The following is a 22047-nucleotide window of genomic DNA, read 5'->3' on the forward strand; positions in this document are numbered from 1 at the left end:
CCTACCGCGCCCTGTGCAAGCACGGCTCCTACATTGGCCGGGTCGAAGCCCTGCCCCGCCATTTCCAGTTGCACGTCGTCACCGTCCGCGTCGGACCCAAGCACGTCGAATGCCAGCAAATCGCCCACCCGAACCTGCAGCGGCCGGCCCGGCCCGGCGGTGGTAGCGATGGTGGGCGGTGCGTTGGCCGGCGGCGAAGCCAGAAAGGCCACCCGTACCGTGTCGCGCTTGGGTTGGCTGCAACCGTCGTCAGCCACCACCACATCCAGGTAAAACACCCGGCCTTCGGTATCGATGCACTCCGGGAAGCACAGCGTGGTGCTGAGGGTATCGGGGGCGCCCGGCGTGCGTACCGTGCCGCTGCTGGCGGTGGTGAAATCGGGTAGGAGCCCCGAAAAATTGACTGGATTCAGCGACAAGCTCAGGCGGGAATTGGGGTCGGGGTCGGTGAAGCGGAGGCGGACGCAGCGGTTGCCGCCCGGCAGCAGGCGCAGGGTATCGCGGCCGGGCCGGTAGGGCAACCGGCCGGTGGGGGCGGGCAGCAGCGCCAGGCTGGGCGCGGCGTTGGCGGCGCAGTCAAGTACTTTGAGCTGGAAGTCGCGGCGCGTCTCGCCAATTTTCTCGCCCTCCCGAAATTCCGTGCAGCGCACGCCAAACGCGAACAAGCCGGTGGTAGCGGGCCGCACCGTGAGGCGGCCCCGAACTGGGTCGATGGCGAGGGTGGGCTGCCCGGGAATCTGATTGGTGGTGCCCAGGCCCGCATTCCACTGAATGAGGTCGTAGGGAGCGGCGCTGGCCGTGGCCGGCTTGGGCGTCACCTCATCGGAATTGCCGTTCAGGGGCGTCACCAGGTCGTAGGCCAGCGAGTCGCCATCGGCATCCCGGCCCCCAAAATCAAAGGTGAACAGCTCGTTGCGGCAGGCATAGTCGACCAGAGCCGGAAACAGGCCCGGCGTGGAGTCCCGAAATGGCTGGCCGCGCCGCACCACCGCCGGAAACTCCAGATAAAAGACCTGGGCTGCTTTATCGGGGGCCACAATGTTGCTGATGTCCTCGTTGCGGCAGCACCGCTCCACGGCCACGTAGTAGCCCTGGGCGTTGGCATATGTGTTGGCCGGTAGTGTAATGGCCCGGCTGTACACCATTTTGCGGGTGCTGAGCAGGGGCGAGGCGCAGGCCGGGATGGTGTAATCGACGAGGGCGTTGGATAAGAGCGGCAGTAGTACGTTGGTGATGCGCCGGTTGCTGCCTTTCTCGAAGATGGTGGCCGTCAGGTCCGCATCCAGTGCGCTGGACCTGCCGTTCACGACGTCGAAGTACAGATTCACCAGCAGGGTGTAAGAATCCCCGCCGTTGTGCTTCAGCTCCATTTCGCCGCCCACGATGTGCGTGGCTTTTGCCGGGGCCGCTGCCAGTAGCCAACTACCCAAACACAGCAGCAAAGCTGGCCAACCGGCGCCGGGCAGTAAGAAGCGAAAAGGCATCGGACAGGGTAGAAAGTGTATTAAAACCGGAACAAGCCGAAATATACGGTGGTAAAAACCAACTTCTGGCCGTTTGGTAGTGTTCGCGAATCAGCGTGATACCTCGGCTGAAACGGGCCATTTAGCCGGCGCCGGCCTACCTTCGGGAGGCCGGCGGATTTCGCCGGTTCCTTTCAAAAGCAAACTCCTAACAATATTTACTTATTGCATGCGAAATCTACTTTGTAAGCTCCTGGTCAGTGGCCTTTTTGGGGCGCCGCTCTCAGGCCAGGCCCAGCAGCCGCGCCTGGCTGCGCCCCTGCAAACCCTTAGCCAGGCCGAGCTGGACGGCGGGCGGCTTTGTGCGGCGGGCCACGTGCGCGCGGCCCAGCGGCCGGCCACTGCCTCGGTTTCGCACCGGGCCAAAATGGAGCGCTACGACGTGAAGTACTACAAGCTGGACGTGGCCATGGAAAACACATCCCTGAATGTGGCTGGGTCGGTGTGGATGCGTATTCGGGTGGGCGGCCAGCCGCTCGATTCCCTGGCCTTTGAGCTGTATCAGGCCCCCGCAAATTCGCCGTCCGGTACGGCCACGCTGCTCATCGACTCGGTGGTGGTGAACGGCCGGCGCTCGCCTGGCATTCTGCGCCAGGGCCCCGACGCTACGGCCAAACTTGCCCAGCCCGCCCTGGCCAACACCCTGGCCGATGCCCGGATTTACTACCACGGCAAGGCGCCCAGCGGCAACTCGGCGGCCATTGGCAACGGCCTGAGCAACCGGAGCCGGGTGAACCTGGACACGTACAGAGGAGCCCCGACGTTTCCTTTCAACGTGACCTGGTCATTGTCGGAGCCGTTTTCGGCGCACGAGTGGTTTCCCTGCAAGCAGGTGCTCACCGATAAGGCCGACTCGTCGGATGTCTGGGTCACGACCGCGCTGCCCAACAAAGTCGCGTCCAACGGCGTGCTGGCGCGCACCGTGCCGCTGCCCGCCAACCGGGTGCGCTACGAGTGGAAATCGCGCCATCCCATTGCCTACTACCTGATTTCAGTGGCCATAGCGCCCTACCTCGAATACGTGAACTACGCCAATCCGGCGGGTGGGCCGCGCGTTCCCATCGTAAACTACGTCTACGACCAAAACTACCTCGATTACTGGAAAAGCTCAGCCGACCTCACGCCCGGCTTTATCGAAAATTTTTCCGCTTTGGTGGGGCTCTATCCCTTCGCAAACGAGAAATACGGCCACGCGATGGCGCCAATATTCGGCGGTATGGAGCACCAAACCATGACCACGCAGGACGGGTTTTCCTTTACTCTGACGGCGCACGAGCTATTTCACCAATGGTTTGGCGACAACGTGACCTGCGCTAGCTGGCAGGACATCTGGCTGAATGAAAGCTTCGCTTCCTACGGCGAATACCTCTCGCTGCAGGCGTTTAGCACGCCCGCCAATGCCCGCAATTGGATGAATAGCGCGCATGACCTGGCTTTCCAGCACTCCGGCAGCGTGTACGTGCCCGATACAACCAATGTGGACCGTATTTTTGATTATTTTCTGAGCTACAAAAAGGGGGCGGGCGTGGTACACATGCTCCGGTATCTGCTCGATGACGATACCAAATTTTTCCGGGCGCTGCGCACTTACCAAACTCAGTTTGGCGGCTCTACCGCCCGCACCGTCGACATGCAACGCATTTTCGAGGCCGAATCCGGCCGGTCCCTGGATTACTTTTTCGAGCAGTGGTTTCGGGGGCGGGGCTATCCCACGTTCACGGCCCGGTGGAACCAGGGCGGCAGCAATTTGGTGCTGCGCGTGACCGAAACTACCTCTGTGCCTGCTGTGACCCCGTTTTTTGAAACCGATGTGGACTACCGCCTGACCTTCACCAACGGCACTACCCAAACCGTGCGCCTGCACCAAGGGCAGGCCTCCGAAACCTTCCAACTGGTCGTGACCGGCACCGTGGCCAGCGTGGCCGTCGACCCCGACCAGTGGCTACTGGACCGCTCCAGCCCGGTCCCGGTCCGTGACAATACGCTGCTGGCTACCCGGCCCGGTGCCGGCCTGCCCGCCCTGGCCCTCTATCCCAACCCTTGCCGCGAGCTGCTGCTGCTGGCTGCCTTACCCGCCGCCCGCGTCACGGCCGAGGCCACCGATGCGACCGGCCGGGTGGTACTGCGGCAGGAAATAACCGCCGCTCTGCCGCAGCTTGACACCCGGAAATTGGCTGCGGGCCTCTACCACCTGCGGCTACTAAGCGGCGGACAACTGGTGGGCCAGGGCCGGTTCGTTCGGGAATAACTACCCTCATTCAAAAACCAAAAAAAGCCGTTCCTTGGTGGGGACGGCTTTTTTTGGTTTTTGAATGAGGGCGGCAGCCTACACGTAATTGCTTGCAGCTGAATACTCAAAATGCGTCGTGGTATTCGGCAATTTTGGCTTCAATCGCGGCATCGGCGGCCGGGGCTTCTAGTAAGGCTTTCAGTAATTCATCGAGCGAGCGAGCGGGCGTAAAGCCCGGTTGCAGCACGGGGTTGCTGGTAAGACGAATGAATACCGGCTGGCGATTCATGGCCACCAAATCGATGGTGACCAGGCCAAATTTCTGGTCGCAGTTGCCCGTTTGCGGGCAGTCGGTGGGGTTGGGTTTGAAGAACTGTTTGAGCGTGGTTTCGGTGTGCTGTTGGTGCTGCTGGCGGCACTCGTCGGCGCAGGCGCGGTGGTAGCCCAAGGCGGTCAACCGCTCACCTAAGTGCTCGAAAAAATGCCGAAAGTTGCCGGGCCCAATGCTGGGGTGAAACAGCAGCAGCACGCCTTGACAGCCACTTTCCTGGAGCAATTGCACCTGAAAGCCCCGGCTGCCCGCCGCGCCGCCTTTGCGTAGGTGGTAAGCCTTGAAATAAGGCCCGAGCCAGTTCAAGTACACCCGCTCTTCGACCCAACGCGTATGGCGCCGCGCCTGGGCGGGCGATAAGGCCACGGCATGCCAGGCTACCGGAGCGCCCGCTGTTGAGCGAAAAAGGTTGTGGATAAAATCGAGCAAAACGCGAAATGCTAATAGTTCCGAAACACGCGTTTCCGCAAATAGTTTTTGGATGCGCGGCCGTGTAGGGCCCCAAAAGAGCAGTAAAAGAAGAAATCAGAACCTTTGCTAAGCCGCCCATTTACAGTTTAGCCAGGCCGGCTTCCGCGAAGAAACCAACCTGGCTAAGATGGGAAGAGCAACCTGAAAGGGCTTATTTAACGCGGGTCCAGGTTTGTGATTTGCCGATGAGTGAGAAGCCAATGTAGCCTTTGACTTCCATGGTGTTGGCATTCTCCATTTTCATGTAGCAGGAATACGATTTGCCGCTTTCGGGGTCGTAGATTTTACCATCGTCCCATTTGTTATCGTCGTCGTATTCAAAGCCTTCCATGAATACCATGCCCAGCCGGGGGCGGCTCCGAAGTTTCGCATCTGGATTTTGCGAGTCGGTTTTAGGCTTGCCCGTAGCGGGGTCGTTAGGAGTAGTCAGGCTCACGATTTTGCCACATAGCTTGTTGCCGCATTTGTAGATTTCGAATGTTGCCTTCTTTTCCGAATTGGTCCAGATACCAAGCGGCGACATTGATTGCGCAGACGCAAAACCAACTACCCCAAGTACAAGGGCAACGAGTAAAAGCAGCGTTTTTTTCATTTCAGAATGGTATAAGTGTGGGTTGAAGGGAAAAGGTAGGATAAAAATTCCGGAGCATCTGTCCGAAGCACCCATTGACGACATTGCAAGTTTACTGCCAACTTCACGCTTTTAAGAAATCCGTGAAACGAACCAAGCCCTGGTAAAATAAACTGGGCTGAAAATCAGCCAATAAGATGCTGCAGGGCCATATTGGCTGTAAAAAGGATTCGCAAATTTTGAACCTTACGGTTCGCTATTAACTTTACCGCTCAGTAGTGAGTGCTACGGCCCTTCTCAAGCAGCCCTAAGGTGCTGGGCCGCGCGAGCGGGGTTATGTCGAACGTAAAGAAAGGAGGTACATAATGTCTAGTAGTCCCAAACAAATCCTGCCCAGCCTGTCGAATGTCGTACGCTTCACCGCAGTACGCGCCTAACAACAGCTTCGTGGGGTAGCTCCTAAGGCTTCCCACATTCGGCCAGGTCTTACTCTCAGTAGTGGACGCCGGAACTGTACCCCAGTTTCGCCGCTCGGTAAGATTTGAAGGATTAGATGCCCGGTTTGCCCAGTCGCCCTTTAGTGGGACGGCAGAGGCAGGCCGGGCATCGCTGCGTCTAGGAAGGGTTGAGGGTTGAGTTTTAAGTACCAGACTAGAATTTTGGTACAACTTCAAACAAATCAACCTTCAACCATTAAAACTTAACCCTCCCAGCTACAGTACCCGGCGCACCTGCATAAAGCGCCGCTCGTAGTCGGTGCCTTCAACCTGACTCACCTTCACGCCGGGTTCGCGGCGGGCCGAAGAGGCATGCACGAACCGAATAGGCCCACCCGGTTTGGCCAAAATGATGATGCCCGCGTGGCCGGGCGTGGTGGCGGCCGGGGCCGTGCCGGTGAATACTACCAGGTCGCCGGGCCGGGCGTCGGCCCGGGGCACGGGCTGGCCTACGTTGATGAGTAGCGCCGTGGAATGCGGTGCCGGAATGCCAAAGCGCTGGTACACAAACTGCACGAAGCCTGAGCAGTCAAAGCCAGTTGTGGGCGAGGTGCCGGCGTAGAGGTAGGGGCTGCCCAGCTGTTGAAGCGCGTAGCGTACGATGCTGTCGCGGCGGGAGGCCTCGCCTACCAGCCGCTCGGCGTGCGCCGGCGTGGTGAGCACGGCCAGATGCGGCGTCCCGCTGCTCAGGGCCGGCTGGGTGGCGGGCGCCGGTGTTGCCAGCACTTGTGGCTGGGGCTTCGGAGTGTTCAGGCGCGGCAGCAGCGCGAGCATGGCCACCGCCAGTCCTACAAAAATCAGCCAGAGGAAACGCATGGGTTACGGAATGGAAAAGGTAGCGGTGGTGTCCTAAGCGTCACCACCGCTACTAACGGCGCGACTTACTACTAGGTTGGAGGCAGCCGAAAGGACTTACTTTGTGCCCTTGACCCAACTCTTAACATTGCCAATGCTCAATAATTCAAAATCCCTGGTTCGTCATCTGGCGTTGGCCGGGCTGCTGACCAGCAGCTTCGGCGCTGCGGCCACCCCCGCAGCCGTGGTGCCCACGCTACGCTACACGCTGGCCATGCCCGCGCCCCAAACCCATTATTTCGAGGTGAAAATGGACTTCGGCGGCTTTCCAGCCGAATACACTGACGTTAAAATTCCGGTGTGGGCGCCGGGCTCCTACCTGGTGCGCGAGTACGCCAAAAACGTGGAAGGCTTCCAGGCTCGCACTACCGGCGGGCAGGCCCTGGCGGTGGAGAAGCTCAACAAAAATACCTGGCGGGTGCGCCACCCCAAACAGACGAATTTCCAGGTTAGCTACAAGGTATATGCCTACGAGCTGTCGGTGCGCACGTCGTTTATCGACGCCGACCACGGCTACCTCAACGGCACCAGCGTGTTCATGTACCCTGCCGAGAACAAGTCGCTGGGCAGCACGGTAGTGGTAGAGCCCGCCGCCGGCTGGACGCAGGTGAGCACCGCCCTGAAGCCAAGCCCTGGCAAGTTTACCTACAAAGCCGCCAGCTACGACGAGCTGGCCGATTCGCCCATCGAAATCGGCACCCACAAAGTGCTGGAATTCACGGCCAATGGCACGCCGCACCAAGTGGCCATGTACGGAACCTACACCGTGGACGAGCCCAAGCTGATGGCCGACCTGAAGAAGGTGTGCGAGGAAGCTCACCGCGTGGTCGGCCAAAACCCGCTCGACCGCTACCTCTTCATCGTGCACCACCTGGAGCGCGGCGGCGGCGGCCTGGAGCACCTCAACTCCACGACGCTGGAAGTGGGCCGCACCACCTACAGCACCGAGGCAGGCTATAAGTCGTTTCTGGACTTGGCGGCGCACGAATACTTCCACTTGTGGAACGTGAAGCGCATCCGCCCGGTGGCCCTGGGGCCGTTTAACTACGACCAGGAGAACTATACCAACATGCTGTGGGTGAGCGAAGGCATGACGTCGTACTACGCCAGAATGATTAACCTGCGGGCCGGTATTCTCTCGCAGGAGGAATTTTTGGGCAAGCTGGGCAACACCATCACGCAGGTAGAAAATACGCCCGGCAACCGGGTGCAGTCCGCCGCCGCCTCGAGCTTTGACGCCTGGATTCGGGCCTACCGCCCCAATGAAAACACCAGCAATACCGAAATCAGCTACTACTCCAAGGGCGACCTGATTGGCACCGTGCTCGACCTGAGCATTGCCGAAGCCACCAAAGGCCAAAAGCACCTCGACGACGTATTCCGGCTGCTCTACGACACGTACTACAAGAAGGCCAACCGGGGCTTTACCGACAAGGAATTCCAGGATGCCGTGGCTACGGTGGCCGGCCGTCGCTACGACGACTTCTTCCAAAACAGCGTGTACGGCACCAAAACGCTGGATTATGCGACCGTGCTGGGCTACGCCGGCTTGGCGCTGAACGTGGCACCGCTGAACCCCAACGGCACGCTGGGCGCCTCCTTTGCCAACCGCGGCGGCCGCTTCTTCGTCACGAACGTGGAACGCGACCTCGCCGCCTGGAACGGCGGCCTGAACGTGAACGACGAGGTGCTGCTCATCAACGGCAGCGCCCCTACCGAGGAGTCGGCCAAGCAGCTGCTGGGCAGCCCCGTGGGCACCGAGCTGAAGCTGCAGGTGCGCCGCGACGGCCTCACCCGCGACCTCACTCTGAAAGCCACCGCCGACCCGGACCGCAAGTACACGGTTCAGCCCGTGGCCAGCCCCACCGCCGCCCAGCAAAAGGTGCTGGCCAAGTGGCTGGGAACGAATAAGTAAAGTGGTTTGACCGGAGGCATAAAAAGAGGCCCGTGCAGCATGTTGCACGGGCCTCTTTTTATAATAAAAAAAACTGCAATATCGTGGGCGTCAGACAATTCGGGTCAGAGCGACTTCGCTCACGGGGGCAATGACCAGGGGGACTTTCTCTACTTTCACCGAGGAGGTGTCGAGCCCGAAATACTGGTCTTCCGAAGCGATGAACTGGCGGATGTAGAAGTAGGCCTGCATCACGAGTTTCTCCAGGGTGGGGAAGTCGTTTTCCACGCTGAGGAATTTTTCCAGCACCACGAAGCGGAAATCGCCGGTGACGTGCTGCTTGCTGAGCGACTCGTAGCGCGAGGTGATGTCTACTTCCTTGTTGCGCACCAGGTCCTCAATCACCTTGCGGAAGTACAGATTGATGCGCTGCTGCACCCGGAAACCCAGCCGGAAATTGATGCGAAACACGTCGTCCTTGGCCACTTCGGTCACCTTATACTCCATGGTGTACGGCTCGTCGGTGGTTTCTACGTGGATAAACCAGTAGATGTCGGCCCGCTTGGGGCGCTTCTGAAAGATGGAGTAGATAATTTTCTGTTCAATCTCGGAACTGCGTTCCGCCGAGGTCAGAAACACTAAGTGGGTGGCATACTTGGGAATGGATTCATCGTCGCTAAGCTGCTTGAGGGCCTCCACGTAGGGCTCCAGCCGCACAAACTCCGTGAGGCGGCGCTTGATGTAAAACGCCTTCAGCCACACGTACATCACCGCCATCAGCGCGGTCCCGATGGCCAACGACACCCAGCCACCGTGAGGAAACTTGATAAGGTTGGCAACAAGAAAAGAGCCTTCAATCAGCCCGTACACGATGGCAAAGCCATAAACCAGCGGCAAGGCCACGCGCTTGGACCGCAGCCACACGGTGAGCAGCAGCGTGGTCATCATCATGGTCAGGGTGATGGCCAGGCCGTAAGCCGCTTCCATATTTTCTGACTTTTCAAAGTATAGCACCACGCCCACGCAACCCAGAAGCAGCAGGCGGTTCATGCTGGGTACAAAAAGCTGGCCTTTTACGTCGGTGGGGTAGTTGAGCTTCACCTTGGGCCACATGTTGAGGCGAATGGCCTCGGCCACCAGCGTAAACGAGCCCGTGATAAGCGCCTGCGAGGCAATGATGGCCGCAATGGTAGCAATGCCCACCCCGATGAGCAGAAACCAGGAGGGCATGAGCTGATAGAACGGGTTGCGCCCGGCCAGCTGCTCGCCCTGGTGCGCAATCAGCCAGCCACCCTGACCGAAGTAGTTGAGCAGCAGGCACGTCTTAACAAAAATCCAGCTGATGCGGATGTTGCCTTTGCCGCAGTGGCCCAGGTCCGAATACAGCGCCTCGGCTCCGGTGGTGCACAGAAACACGGCGCCGAGCAGCCAGAAACCGCCGGGATACTCCACCAGCAACCGGTAAGCATAGGCCGGATTCACGGCTTTCAGAATCTCCGGGTGCATGATAATACCCGAAATCCCCAGCACTGCTAGCATGGTAAACCACACCGCCATCAGGGGCCCGAACGCTTTGCCAACAATCTGAGTGCCAAAGCTTTGCATCATAAATAGCCCCAGGATAATGGCAATGACAATGGGCACGGTGGGCAGGCTCGGGTACACGGCCTGCAAGCCTTCAATGGCCGACGACACCGAAATCGGCGGCGTAATCACACCATCGGCCAGCAGCGCCGCTCCGCCGATAATGGCCACTGCCGACAGCCACGCGCCCCGGCGCCGCACCAGGGCGTAGAGCGAGAAAATGCCGCCTTCCCCGTTGTTGTCTGCGTTCAGGGTCAGCAGCACGTACTTCACCGTAGTTTGCAGCGTGAGCGTCCAGAGCACGCAGGAAATGCCGCCATACACCAGCAGCGGGTCAATCAGGCCCGGTACGATGGCCTTCATCACGTAGAGCGGCGACGTGCCAATGTCGCCATAAATAATGCCGAGGGCAATCAGCAAGCCCGCCCCCGAAACGGCGGTATGCGAATGTTTAGAGTCCATGAATTGGGGTCAACAAGGAGTAGCGCCGAGCGCCACTAATAATTTTAAAGCGCGAAGGTAGCAGCCAACCACTGGGGGAAAGCGGGGCAGTGTGCCCTAATGAAATATTAGGTGCCTGACCAGTAAATAATTACCCGGTTATTCTTAGGCGGGTTCTTCTGTTGCTGCCGCGTCGGCAGCGGCTTGCGCCGCCTGGCGGCTGGCTTCATCGGCGGCGGCTAGCAGGGCGGCAGCCTCCCGCGCGGCGAGGTCGTGCACGCGGAAGATGCGGCGGTTGATTTCGGCCGTCAGGCGCTGCCAGGGCCGGGTATCGCCCGGCAGGGCAAAATTCACCATTTCGCGCCCCAGCCGGTGCAGGCGTAGGCGGTTGGTGCCGCGGTGGCCGTAGATGAGCAGCAAGGCCGTGAGGGCCATGCCCAGCATGGCAGGCCCGGTACGCAGCCAGTTTTGCAAAAAAGCAATCATAACGGAAGCAAGCCCCATGCCGCCCAGCAGGTACCACAGTATCCAGCGTACCGGCGTGAGCTCAGCGCGTTCCAGCTCCCGGAGCAGAAAGGTGGTTTTTCGCACCGTCAGCGTCGTATCGGTCAGCACCACCCGGCCGTCTTTGCTCTCCAGGTTGGGCAGGGGGGCGGGCGGCTCCGGCGGCGCGGCCAGGGCCTCGTAGCGCGGGGCCGAAACCAAAGCGGCCCCGGAAGATTCTTCCGGGGCCACGGGTGGCAGTGGGGCAGCAGGCAGCTGATTCTCGGATTCGTTCATGGGTGCGGAAACAGCCAACGTGCTGCTGGAGTGGGTCCAGTGGGGCACAACCAGGCGCGTGGTGGTGTAAGCTGAAAAGCCATTTTTCACCACCACGTCGCTTTAGTTATTTACTTTAATCAGCTCCACGTCGAAAATCAGGGCCGTGTCGCCGGGAATGTCGCGGCCGGCGCCCCGCTTGCCATAGGCCAGGTCCGAAGGAATGTAGAGGCGGTACTTCGAGCCCTCGGGCATGAGCTGCAGGGCTTCTGTCCAGCCGGCAATCACGCCGTTCACGGGGAAGGTGGCGGGCTGGCCCCGCTGGTAGCTGCTGTCGAACACGGTGCCGTTAATCAGGGTGCCGTGGTAGTGCGTGGTTACGGAAGAGCCCAGCGAGGGCTTGTTGCCAGTGCCCTGGTTCAGCACTTCGTACTGCAGGCCGCTGGGCAGAGTGGTCACGCCCGACTTGCTGGCGTTTTGGGCGAGGAAGGCTTCGCCTTCGGCTTTGTTGTTGTTCATGGCGTTGGGGTCTTGGTCTTGTTGGTCGTCATCGGCGCCGCCCATTGTCTCTTGCAATTGCTGCATGGCGGCCTGCATTTCTTCCTGGGTGAGGCGGCTGGGCAGGCCCTGCAGGCCTTCCTTTAGCGCACCGGCCAGGGTATCTACGTCCAGGTCGAGGCCCTGCTGGGCGAAATTGCGGGCCAGGTCGCGGCCAATAATGTAGCTCACCTGAGCTTGGTGGGAATCGAGGTTCATGGGCAGGAAAGGGGGGAAGTGAAGCGACGGACCTTCGTGCCAAAAGCACCGCCACCAGTGAAAGAAGGAACAAACGGGTTACGCCGCTTGCGAACCAAAGTTCCAAAAGCCGGGCCGAACCGTATCAACCGGTCGTAATGGCCGGGTTCAAAACAAAAAACCCGGCCAATGAGCCGGGTTCTTTTCTAAATATAATTCCTCAGGACTAGTATAACCGATAAAATAGGGGTTAGCAATACAAGTGCTGGTCGTCGTCGCCGTGGAAGAAAAAGGTCAGGTCCAGGCCGGCCACTTTGGCAGCCAGGTAGCTCATGCTGCCCAGCAGCAACAGGGAAGAAAACGATAAAACGGTGGTCTTTTTCATAATGATGTGGCGAATCAGGCTATTGATTGATTCCTGTGCAAAGATACGAAGAATCGGTTAATTTGTTATGCATGCAGCGTAAATTAACCTTGCCTTAACCTTCCAGGTCAGTTACTTCCAGCACCGCGCCCGACGGCATATCGCCCAGCAGCACGCCGCCCACCCGCACCCGCACCAGTCGCAGCGTGGGAAAGCCCACGGCGGCGGTCATTTTCCGGAGCTGGCGGTACTTGCCCTCGGTGAGGGTGATGGAAACCCAGCAGGTGGGCCCGTGTCGGTCGTCGCGGATTTTGCGGGCGCGGGGCGCGAAGGCCGGCGCGGAGCTCAGCCGAAACGCCTTGCACGGGTTGGTTTGGTAGCGCACGTTGTGAATGCCAATTTCCACGCCGGCTTGCAGGCGGGCCAGGGCTTCATCGTCAATCAGGCCGTCCAGTTGGGCGTAGTATTCTTTTTCTACCTTCTTGCTGCGGATGTATTCGCTCATGCGCCCGTCGGTGGTGAGCAGGAGCAGGCCTTCGCTGTCCTCGTCGAGCCGGCCAATGGCCATGATGCCGGCCGGAAAATCATGAAACCCGCCCAGCTTTTTCTTCTTGGCTTCGCCCACAAACTGGCTGAGGTAGCCGTAGGGCTTGTGAATAAGAAAGTGGCGGTGGGTGGGGTTTTCTGCGGTGGGCAACATCGTGTTAGGTAATAAGCCAGGGGCTTTCTCGTTTATGCTCAACTTGTTGAACAGGGTTTATTGTGTGATTAATTCAGGCCAGGCATGCATAACAGGACTACGGTACCTGCTGCACTTCTACGCGCCGGTTGCGGGCATCGGGTGAGGGGTGCAATGGCTGGGAGCCGCCGTAGCCCACGGTACTGATGCGCGCCGGGGCGATTTTTGCTTTCACCAGGTAGGCTTTTACTGCTTCGGCCCGCTGCTCCGACAGTGCCTGGTTTTTATCGGACTCCCCGACATTATCGGTGTGCCCCGCCACCCGGATGCGCAAGAGTGGGCGAGCCAGCAGCTCCGCGGCCAGGCGGTTGAGGGCCGGAACGCCGGTGGGCAGCAGCTGCGCAGTGCCCAACCCGAACAATACGGTGGGCAGCACCACTGGCGTGGGCACCACGCCGGGAGCCGGCGGCCGACGCGCGGCATTTGCTTGCGCGGGAGCGGGCTTGCGCGCCGGAATCGGTGATACGGCTGTCGGCCGCCGGGGCGCCGTGCCCGCTACCTGGATGGTGATGGGCACCACGGGGCTTTCGCTGGTGGGGTAATAGTTTTGGGTGAGGTAGAAAGTGGTGGTTTTGTTGAGGGTGGCGCGGTGCGTGTTGCCGGCCGCCACGGGCTGTTTCAGGGCTGCATCGGCGTACCAGCGCACGTTGCGGCCCGTGACGCGGTGCGTGGCCAGGGTGCCGGCTTGCACCGTGCCGGGCGATTTTAGCTTGATGCGGTAGAAGGTGAAGGTGCCGTGGTCGCAGTCGGCGATAGGGCGGTAGGTGGCGCTGCCGGAGAGTTTTTCCTGCGCGGCGTCGTAAGTAAGGGTCAGGGCGCCCTCGCACCAGTAGCTGGACTGGGTCTGGCCGGTTTCGATGAGCTTGCGCTGGTGTTCCAGCCGTACTTCGGTACCGGTTTGCCTGCCACGCATCTGGAATGTGACCGAAATACCGGGGGTGCTGCCCACTTCCTGATAAAGCACCCCAAACAGGCCCTGCGACTGGCTTTTTTGCAGCCGGAGCACTGCGGGCCAAACGCGGCCAGCCTCGCGCGTGTCGGTTTCCACACCCTGCCAGGCGCCCGTTAGCAGGGTCTGGGCATGGGTGGGCGCGGCCCAGTGCAATAATATGGCGAGGCCGTACCAAAAGCTGCGTTTCATGGGTGTTCAGAAGTGAAAAATGAACTCAGCACGTCGAAAATAAGGAAGCTGTTTAGAAAGTCAATAGCGTTGTCATTCTGAGCCTGCGAAGGGCGTTATCACGATTACACTGTTGACCAAAAGGCCAAAAATAGAGCAGTTCTCGGGTTGGCGTACAGCTTTGTGAATAAGGTAGAGAGGCAATAGTTTGCGGTTTTACCCCAGGTATGCCATGTCCTCCGCGCTCAGCCGGATATCCGCGGCCTGCATATTCTCCCGGAAGTGCGCCAGCGAGGAGGTGCCCGGAATGGGCAGCAGCCAGTGCGACTTGTGCAGCAGCCAGGCAATGTTGAGCTGCGCCACGGTGGCGTTGTGCTTTTGGGCCATTTCGGCCATCTTTTGGCCCGCGTTGGGCAGGCCGTGCACCAGCGAGAAGAAGGGAATGAGCGGAATGCCGTGCTGCTCGCACAAATCCAGCACTTCCTCGCCGCCGGGGTTGGCGCCGTGGGGCAGCTGCACGGTGGTGCGCTGGGCGTAGCTGTACATGTTTTCGACGGTGGCGATGGCCCAAGCTGCAGGCCGGCTTCCAGCTCGTCGCGGGTCACGTTGCTGAGGCCGACGTGCAGGATTTTGCCTTCCCGCTGCAGCTCAAACATGGCCCCGAGCTGCTCGGCCAGCGGCACCGGGCCGTGGCCCATCAGCCGCAGGTGCACCAGCTGAATTTGCTCCTGCTTCAGGGTGCGCAGGTTGTTGTCGATGCTGGTGCGCAGGTTTTCGGGGGTGTTGAAGGGCACCCAGCTTTTGTCGGGCCGGCGGGTGGCGCCCACTTTCGAGCAGATAATCAGGCCGGCCGGGTAGGGATGCAGGGCCTCGGCAATGAGCCGGTTGGTCACGTCCTCGCCATAATAGTCGGCCGTGTCGAGGAAGTTGACGCCTGCAGCCACGGCAGTTTTCAGAATTTCCAGCGCCTCAGGGCGGTTATTGGGCTCGCCCCAGATGTCGGGGCCGGTGAGGCGCATGGTGCCGTAGCCAAGGCGCGAAACGGTGAGCGGCTGCGCGGAGTGTTGGGCAATGGTGATGGTCGTGGTCATGGGAGCGGGGATGATGGCCCACCGCTGGTACGGCTGATAAGGGCGCAGTTTCTGAGGCCTCTACCAGGATGGCGGCTATAGTGTTTCGCCAACCAAATACCATCGCGCAATTCAAGCAGCACAGGTACGCATGTGGGGTGCTGGCAGCCCAGCTCGGCTACCGGGTGAGACGGTATATCATGAGGGCGGCGCGCTGCACCAACATGGGGAATTCCTTCAGGTTGATGGTTTCGCCGACGGCGTGTGCGCCCTTGCCCGATACCCCCAACCCGTCCAGACAGTCGACATACTGCGCCACGTAGGAAATGTCGCCGCCGCCACGGGAGCCGGGGTCGCCGGCGGCTACCGGGCCAAAGCCCAGGTCGCGGCTGGTTTGGTCGGCCAGCGCGGCCAGCTGCTGGTTGCCCGCCGTAGGAGCCATGCCCGGCAGGCCGTCGGCGAAGGTTATCTCGGCCCGGGTAGCGGGCAGGCTTTGGGTCACAATTGCCCGCATCTTGGTACGGGCTGCTTCCTTCTGCTCCTCGGTCAGAAAGCGTAAGTCGCCGGTTACGGTGGCGCCAGGGGCTATGATGTTGGTTTTGCCCACCACCTGGCCGCGGGCCTGCGCTTCGTCGTAGTTCACTTCCGACCCTCCCACTATCAAGCCCGGATTGAAGGTAAGGTACTGCTCCTGGCTGAGCGTCTCCCGGAAGGAATTCAGAATCCGGGCGGCTTCGTAGATGGCGCCATAGCCCACAGCCGGCTTGAAAATGCCCGAGGAATGAGCCGCTTTGCCGTAGGTTTTGAGCTGCCAGGTGCTGCTGCCGCGGCGGGCCGTGGCAACGGTGTGGAGGTTGGTGGCCGTCTCGAAGGCCAGGGCTACTTCAGCTTCCCTGGCTTTGGCAATAAAATCGGCGCGGCTTTCCGGCCCTTTGCCGCCGCGCTCTTCGTCGCCGGTAAAGTAGGCGGTAATGGAGGCGTCGCGCAGCAGCCCGTTGGCTTTCAGGGCCTGCAGCGCCGCCAGTATTACCACGTCGCCGCCTTTCATGTCATTCACGCCCTGTCCGGTGGCGGTGGAGTCGTTCAGGCGGGTGTACTTCGTGAACGGCATGTCCAGCTCAAAAACCGTGTCGAGGTGGCCAATAAGCAGCAGCTTCTTGCCTTTTTTGCCTTTCTGCTGCGCCACTAAGTGGCCCGCGCGGTTCATGGTTTCGGGCATGGGCACCCACTCCGTTTTAAAGCCCAGGGCGTCAAACTCCTTTTGAAATACCGTGCCCACTTCGCGCACGCCTTTCAGGTTGAGCGTGCCGCTGTTGATGTTCACCACCTGTTCGAGCAGCTTTTCGGTTTGGGGCATGTTCTGCTGCACCGAGGCCACAATTTTCCGTTCAGTGGCCGTGAGCTTTTGCGCTTGGGCCGCAGCCGTACAACAAAGGAGGGCAACGGCAAACAGGGTTTTTTTCACAGTGCAGGTCGAAAGAAATGGCGGAGCGGGCTGAAGGTAGCACCCTCTGGTCAGAATTTTCCAACTATACACCCTCGCAATGGACTGCTCAAATTCTGCTCCCTCGTGGCCCGGCGCTTAATGCGCGCTACTCGGCATAAGCGGCGGGCCTTGGTGCACGCAGCTGCTGGGCGATGGTACGCAGCAAACCCTGCGGTGGCGGGCGTGCTGGCACCCGGCTGCAAGGCCAGGGCCGCGTGCCGCTTGTCGGTCGTCTGCAACAGACTCCGTCTAGCCCAGCTGCTTCTGAAACGCCGTTAGGAAAAGCCCCACGTGGTAGCCGTCGGCCAGCCCGTGGTGGATGTTGACGGACACGGGCATGAGCGTGGCTGCGCCTTCCACATACGTCTGGCCCACCGAAATTTTGGGGCAGCTGTCGGGGTGCGTGAAGCTGCGGGCGTGGCTCAGGCCGGTGAAGCGCACCCACGGCAGGGCCGAAAAGTGGATGACATCGGGCCGGCCGGTGGTCTCGTTCAGGCGCAGGCCCTGGCTGGCTTGCACGGCCGCGATTTCGGCCTGGGCCATTAGCAGGAATTCTGCCAGCCCGGCCTGGTGCTCTATGAAGGAGAAAGCAAACGTGTGGTCGGGCCGGCCGATGGTGGCCGAGGCATGAATGCGGTCGTAGCAGTACACTTGCCCGTCTTCGATGCGGTAGCGAAAGGCCTCCACCTCGTTTGCCGCCCGCAACGCCGCGTTCAGGTAATACAGGAAAAACGGCACGCCGAGCCGCCGGGCCTCGGCCAGGGCGCGGGTGCAGTCTACGGTGGCCACCAGGCCAAAAAAGGGCTCTTCAAACGCGGAGAAGAAGGCGAAATGCTCGCGCCGGTTCCAACTGGCTTGGTCAATTAGGTGCTTCATGGGCCAGCAAAGTTCGGCGATTATTGCCGGGGTGGCTTCTGGATGCAGATAGCAGTGCTCCGCGTGTGCGTCCATTAGGTAAAGCCGTAAGGGTTGGGCATTTTTCCGGGGTGCGCTACATTAGCGCCCTCAACGGTTGCTTGTCGCGGCTGCACGCATAGCAAGCTGCTCGTTGCCAGATACTACGCAGGCGCGTGACCCGGGCCGCCGGGCGGCACGCTCTCCTTAATAAGCCGATTTTTCCCATGACCCGACCTGCATTTGCCTACCCGGTGTTCGAGCGCCTTTTCGAACGCGACTACTTTATTGACGACACCGTGCTGCGCGAAATACTGGCCCTGGGGCCGGAAAAGGCCGTGCCCGAGCTGCTGAAAATCACCGACAGCACGTTGGATGCTTTCCTGAAAGGGGAGTTAGATGACAGCGAATGGTGGGACACTTATCACTTCTTCCACGCCCTTTACCTGCTACACGACCTGCACGCCCCCGAGGCCCTGGACGTATACCGCCGCGTGCTGCGTCTGGACTCGGATAGCACCGATTTCTGGTTCGACGACCTGTTGTTTGAGGAGGTGCCGGACCTGCTGGCCCGCGCCGGCCAAACGCGGCTGCCCGAACTGCTGGTAATGCTGGAAGACCCGGAAATGATACTTCAGCACCGCTTGGTTGCCTCCGGGGCTATTGCGCGGCTAGCCACGGAGCACACCGACCTGCGACCTGCCATCAGTGCGTTTTTGCAGGGCTACCTGCGGCACATCATTACGCACGCCGACCAGGCCGCGCAGCTCTTACCGGCCGATGCGGATACGTTCTGCTCCGGGCCGGAAGACTACCTGGGAATGCTGCTGGCCGACGTGCAGGAAGCGGGCCTGCGCGAGCTGGAGCCCGAATTACGGGAGCTGCACCGCCTGAACCTGGTAGACGAAAGCATGGCCGGCGGAATTGATGATATTGACTTCGATACGCCGAATCCGTTGCTGCCGTCGCCGGATATTTTCGCCCGCTACCAGGTGCTGCGCGACAATCCGGAAAACTACTCGCCCTTTCACCCCGACGCCGCCAACATTGCCCGGCGCCGGGCCCAGCAAGAAGCAGAATATGCCCGAATACGGCGCGAGGCTATGCCGCAACAGCCCCGGCTGGTACTGCCCAAAATTGGCCGTAACGACCCGTGCCCCTGCGGCAGCGGCAAGAAGTACAAAAAGTGCTGCGGATGATAGCAGTGGATGCTAGCGCAACTTTCGCCCCGCCAGCACGCGCATCCACTGTGCGGACCAAGCTAGGCTGGGCCATCGAACGATGGAAGCAAAACGCCGCCGCTTATCGTGGCTAAGGAAGTTGCAAGTGGCTTGATTTGAACAAAACTTGCCACACCCGGCCCAGACCGACGAGCCGTAGCGCATGCCCGTCTGAGGCCTGCCGGTTACATGGAGCGGTGCTGGGCAGTGCGTTCGCGCAGGGCTTCGTAGTTGGTGGCAGCCACAGCGTCGATTTTGAGCGGCTCCAGGAAATTGGTTTTAATTTGCGCCTCGCGCTCGGCCCCGCCCATGATGACGTTGATTTGGCTGGCCAGCAGGCCTTCTACCGACGCTTTGGCCACGTCCTCGGCCGAGTCCATGCCCTTCACCACGGCGGTTTTCATCATGGGCGTGTCGGTAGCGGAGGGGTACACCGTCATCACATGCAGCGGGTGCTGGAAAAGCTCGCGGCGCATAGCATCCGAAAACTGGCGAATGGCGGCTTTGGTAGCGGCATACACGCTGTAGAAGGGCATGGCCAGATAGCCATAGCCGGAAGAAATATTCATCAGCGCCGCCTCGGGGCTTTGCAGCAGCAGGGGCAGGGCTTTCTTGGTGAGGAGAATAAGGCCGGTGAGGTTGATGTTGATTTGGCTGATGATGTCATCGTCGGACTGGTCGGCCAGCAGGCCAGCGCTCACTACCCCGGCGTTGTTCACTAGAATGTCGAGCCCGCCCCACTCGCGGGCAATGGTGGCCACGGCGCGGTCGAGGTCGGCGGGCTGGCCCACGTCGCCGGCTATGAGCAGGAGCCGGACCTCCGGGAATCCCTGCTGCAGGGCATCGAGGGCGTCCTGCTTGCGGCCCATCACAGCAACGTCGCGCACGCCGTGCCGCAGGAATTCGGCCAACAGGGCTTTGCCAATGCCGGCGCTGCCGCCGGTTATCAATACTTTCTTGTTGGCTAGTTCCATCGGGCTGGGCTGCCGGAATGGTGGGTGGGCAGCCTGCTTGGTTGTACCAGTCCGGCTCCCGAAAGGTTGGGATGCTTATGCTCGTTTCAGCGGGGCGGCCTGGGGCGTCAACCTGTCTTTGCTGCCAAGCTGCGCCCACAAATAAAAAAGGGCACCCCGTGTGGGTGCCCTTTTTCTAATCGAAGCGTGGACGCCGCAAATGCAAGGCCATGAAAAATTTATTCAGCAAGGCTCACGAACAGAATGCGCAAAGCATCCTCAGCGACGAAGTCAAAACGCTATTAGTACATGATGTCGATGCCGCTCTTGTCGCCGGTAGAAAGGCCGGTGCGCTGAATGCTGAACGTGGAGCCATCTTTCTTGGTGATGGTGGGCTGGCCGTTTGAAGAGAACGAGAAGGAGCCGTACATCATGATTGAGCCAAAATCGAGGGCGCCAAAGTCGGCCCCGCTGTAGCCCGAAGTGGAGTACCGAACGAAGTTGTTTGCGTAGCCGGACTGAATATTCTGCGTCAGGATGTTGACGTAAGTGTCGCGGTCGTTGCGGGTTTGCTCGTGGAACAGGCCCAGTGCGTGGCCAATTTCGTGAATGTTGTTGCCGGTGGTGCAGCCCGAGGCCAGGTTGATGTACTGGCGGCCGCCCACCATGCCGATATTCGACGAGCAGCCCGAGCCGACGCGGAAGGTCAGGTAGTTGCTTTGGTTTGTGCGCTTCACGAACCGGATGGCCGTGTTGGTCTGCCAATGGGCAATGGCGTCGGTAACGCGCGCTTGGTTGGGCAGGGCCGCGTCGATGGTGTAGTACACAATGGCGGAGGGCCACTTGCCCGTGGTACGGCCAGCACTCTCGGTTTGGGGGCCGCTGGTACTCACCTGCGCGTCGGTCAGCAGAATGTCGCCTTCGTACACGTTATCGCCGTTGATTTTGCGGTACTCAATTGTCTCGCTGCCCAATCTGCCGACCTGGCTATGGCCTGTTTGGCTGGGATAGGCCTGTTCCACCTTTGCATCCTGGCTGCTGGCATCCACTTGCAGTGGGGCCGATTCCTGGTCTTTGCTGCAACCCGTCATCAAAGAGAATGTGCTAATGCTTGCCGACAGTAGGAGGAGGGAAGTGAGCTGCTTGTTCATAGGTAAAATGAAAGTTGGTTGGTGAGTTTTCAATAGCTTGTGAGAAAGCAAATGTATTGAAATGTGTCAGATTATTGATGAATATTTCAATTTTATGGATGATTTTTTACGAAATATAGCTTATTTAGGCTTTAAAGGCATGAATTTATTAACGACAGCGAAGATGTGTATGTATTGCAAAAGTTCTAATATTGTGTGGCCATTGCCTGGCGCTAAGCCCGGCGGGATTTTTCCTGCAGTAGCGCCCACTATGCCCGACGCCGATGGGTTGGTTGACATCCTGTATATCAAATATTCTTGCGTCAACCCCGGCCTAATCCTGGCTTACTGGTGGCCCGAATGGCAGGCGCAGCTGTAACTCGCGCCAACTCTCGGGCGAGGCGGTGACTCGCAACAGAACGATTTGCAAAAGCCAGGCAACCGCCCATCCCACGAGTTTGCCGCGTTGCGGCAATGGCGGTACAAATTCCATCTCAATAGTCGGTAGCGAGTTATGCCTCGCCTAAACTCGCGCCAGTTTAAAGCTTACTGGCAGTTTTTTCCCACTTGCTCCGCCTGCCCCCAGCGCCCCCGCCGCCGCTTGAAGTGGCGGGGGAAGCAGCTTCCGAAGCTTGCTAAATGGCCTTTCGGATGAAGGTGAAGGTATGGCTGGTCTGTTCCACGTCGTAATCCAGCAAGTTCAGGTGCTTCTGGTAAAGGGCCAGGCGTTGCTTCACCCCATAGGGCGCTTTAATGAAATGCTCTATAATAGCTGGCTGCACTTCATCCAAAAAGCGCTGCTTGATGGCGAAAATTATTTCCCAAAGCGGCCGCTTGTGCGCCGCCGGATACCTGGCAAAATCATCTGGCACCGCCGAGCCGTGTCGGAATACCGTGAAGTCGCTGGTGTAAATCAGCTGTCCCTCGTAGCTGGTGCCCCGGACCTCGTACGTCTGAATCACTACGTCCCAGTCGTGGTGCAACTGGCTGATATCGTACTCCAGACTGCCGCCGCCTGCGCCCCAATCGCAGAACCGAATGCGGGCTTCGTCCAGCATTAGCGAGCCGTGCGGCGTTCGCGCAGCTCTGCGACCCGTTCAGCGGCGGTTTTGCCCGTTAGCTCATCAAGGGCATTGTAGCGACGGCGCAACTGGGCCAGCGCATTCTGACGCCGGGCCTC

The 22047-nt window shown here is 59.9% G+C and carries 19 protein-coding genes and 2 pseudogenes; 4 read left to right on the plus strand and 17 right to left on the minus strand.

Features of this window, described 5'->3' with window-relative positions:
* Window positions 1–1484: pseudogene (locus GM79_RS03585) on the minus strand (hypothetical protein); the annotation flags it as partial.
* A gap of 208 nt (window positions 1485–1692) precedes the next feature.
* Here GM79_RS03585 and GM79_RS22695 point away from each other — a divergent pair.
* Entirely contained in the window at window positions 1693–3771 is a 2079-nt protein-coding gene (locus GM79_RS22695; protein ID WP_051718466.1) for a M1 family metallopeptidase, read from the plus strand.
* Between the two features lie 106 nt (window positions 3772–3877).
* Here the strand turns inward: GM79_RS22695 and GM79_RS03595 are convergent, their stop codons facing one another.
* The 3 genes from GM79_RS03595 to GM79_RS03605 form a co-directional block, all read right to left on the minus strand.
* Window positions 3878–4513, minus strand: coding sequence for a hypothetical protein (locus tag GM79_RS03595; protein WP_035559384.1), 636 nt, complete (start codon window positions 4511–4513; stop codon window positions 3878–3880).
* 193 nt (window positions 4514–4706) lie between these two features.
* Window positions 4707–5078: a DUF2147 domain-containing protein gene (locus GM79_RS03600; RefSeq protein WP_235183909.1), complete on the minus strand. Its 372-nt coding sequence runs from the start codon at window positions 5076–5078 to the stop codon at window positions 4707–4709.
* A gap of 761 nt (window positions 5079–5839) precedes the next feature.
* Entirely contained in the window at window positions 5840–6439 is a 600-nt protein-coding gene (locus GM79_RS03605) for a C40 family peptidase (RefSeq protein ID WP_051718467.1), read from the minus strand.
* A 133-nt stretch (window positions 6440–6572) separates the two neighbouring features.
* Between GM79_RS03605 and GM79_RS03610 the strand changes: the two genes are divergently transcribed.
* Complete coding sequence (locus GM79_RS03610; RefSeq protein WP_081867535.1) at window positions 6573–8393, plus strand: M61 family metallopeptidase; 1821 nt, start codon at window positions 6573–6575, stop codon at window positions 8391–8393.
* 90 nt (window positions 8394–8483) lie between these two features.
* Here the strand turns inward: GM79_RS03610 and GM79_RS03615 are convergent, their stop codons facing one another.
* From GM79_RS03615 to GM79_RS03650, 10 genes and pseudogenes are all read right to left on the minus strand, one after another.
* A complete protein-coding gene (locus GM79_RS03615; RefSeq protein ID WP_035559391.1) occupies window positions 8484–10418 on the minus strand; it encodes a KUP/HAK/KT family potassium transporter in 1935 nt (644 codons plus the stop codon).
* Between the two features lie 144 nt (window positions 10419–10562).
* Window positions 10563–11177, minus strand: a complete 615-nt coding sequence (locus tag GM79_RS03620) for a hypothetical protein (protein ID WP_152559804.1) — start codon at window positions 11175–11177, stop codon at window positions 10563–10565.
* Window positions 11178–11279: 102 nt separating this feature from the next.
* Window positions 11280–11912, minus strand: a complete 633-nt coding sequence (locus tag GM79_RS03625) for an FKBP-type peptidyl-prolyl cis-trans isomerase (RefSeq protein ID WP_035559396.1) — start codon at window positions 11910–11912, stop codon at window positions 11280–11282.
* A 229-nt stretch (window positions 11913–12141) separates the two neighbouring features.
* Entirely contained in the window at window positions 12142–12276 is a 135-nt protein-coding gene (locus tag GM79_RS26220; RefSeq protein WP_262489431.1) for a hypothetical protein, read from the minus strand.
* A gap of 94 nt (window positions 12277–12370) precedes the next feature.
* The gene (locus tag GM79_RS03630) at window positions 12371–12955 is read right to left on the minus strand and encodes a pseudouridine synthase (protein WP_035559399.1); all 585 of its coding nucleotides are present in this window, start codon (window positions 12953–12955) and stop codon (window positions 12371–12373) included.
* 97 nt (window positions 12956–13052) lie between these two features.
* On the minus strand, window positions 13053–14135 hold the full coding sequence (locus GM79_RS22700; RefSeq protein ID WP_051718468.1) for an OmpA family protein: 1083 nt from the start codon (window positions 14133–14135) through the stop codon (window positions 13053–13055).
* A gap of 195 nt (window positions 14136–14330) precedes the next feature.
* On the minus strand, window positions 14331–14660 hold the full coding sequence (locus tag GM79_RS26225) for an aldo/keto reductase (protein WP_051718469.1): 330 nt from the start codon (window positions 14658–14660) through the stop codon (window positions 14331–14333).
* 98 nt (window positions 14661–14758) lie between these two features.
* Window positions 14759–15205: pseudogene (locus GM79_RS26440) on the minus strand (aldo/keto reductase); the annotation flags it as partial.
* A 157-nt stretch (window positions 15206–15362) separates the two neighbouring features.
* Window positions 15363–16649, minus strand: coding sequence for a M20/M25/M40 family metallo-hydrolase (locus GM79_RS03645; protein WP_035559402.1), 1287 nt, complete (start codon window positions 16647–16649; stop codon window positions 15363–15365).
* Window positions 16650–16919: 270 nt separating this feature from the next.
* Window positions 16920–17546 (minus strand): chloramphenicol acetyltransferase, encoded by a 627-nt coding sequence (locus GM79_RS03650; protein ID WP_035559404.1) that lies wholly within the window; start codon window positions 17544–17546, stop codon window positions 16920–16922.
* 245 nt (window positions 17547–17791) lie between these two features.
* Here GM79_RS03650 and GM79_RS25950 point away from each other — a divergent pair, with 245 nt between their 5' ends.
* Entirely contained in the window at window positions 17792–18763 is a 972-nt protein-coding gene (locus GM79_RS25950; protein ID WP_035559408.1) for an SEC-C metal-binding domain-containing protein, read from the plus strand.
* Between the two features lie 206 nt (window positions 18764–18969).
* Here GM79_RS25950 and GM79_RS03660 read toward each other — a convergent pair whose 3' ends face one another.
* Together GM79_RS03660 and GM79_RS03665 are read right to left on the minus strand one after the other, a co-directional pair.
* Window positions 18970–19758 (minus strand): SDR family NAD(P)-dependent oxidoreductase, encoded by a 789-nt coding sequence (locus GM79_RS03660; RefSeq protein ID WP_035559411.1) that lies wholly within the window; start codon window positions 19756–19758, stop codon window positions 18970–18972.
* 281 nt (window positions 19759–20039) lie between these two features.
* The gene (locus GM79_RS03665) at window positions 20040–20888 is read right to left on the minus strand and encodes a M12 family metallopeptidase (protein ID WP_035559414.1); all 849 of its coding nucleotides are present in this window, start codon (window positions 20886–20888) and stop codon (window positions 20040–20042) included.
* A gap of 94 nt (window positions 20889–20982) precedes the next feature.
* On the opposite strand from GM79_RS03665, the gene GM79_RS25335 reads away from it, so the two are divergent.
* On the plus strand, window positions 20983–21246 hold the full coding sequence (locus GM79_RS25335) for a hypothetical protein (protein ID WP_161787108.1): 264 nt from the start codon (window positions 20983–20985) through the stop codon (window positions 21244–21246).
* Between the two features lie 256 nt (window positions 21247–21502).
* Here the strand turns inward: GM79_RS25335 and GM79_RS03675 are convergent, their stop codons facing one another.
* The gene (locus GM79_RS03675) at window positions 21503–21925 is read right to left on the minus strand and encodes a hypothetical protein (RefSeq protein WP_035559420.1); all 423 of its coding nucleotides are present in this window, start codon (window positions 21923–21925) and stop codon (window positions 21503–21505) included.
* Between the last annotated feature and the right edge of the window lie 122 nt (window positions 21926–22047).

The organism is Hymenobacter sp. IS2118, from assembly GCF_000715495.1.
GTDB lineage: Bacteria > Bacteroidota > Bacteroidia > Cytophagales > Hymenobacteraceae > Hymenobacter.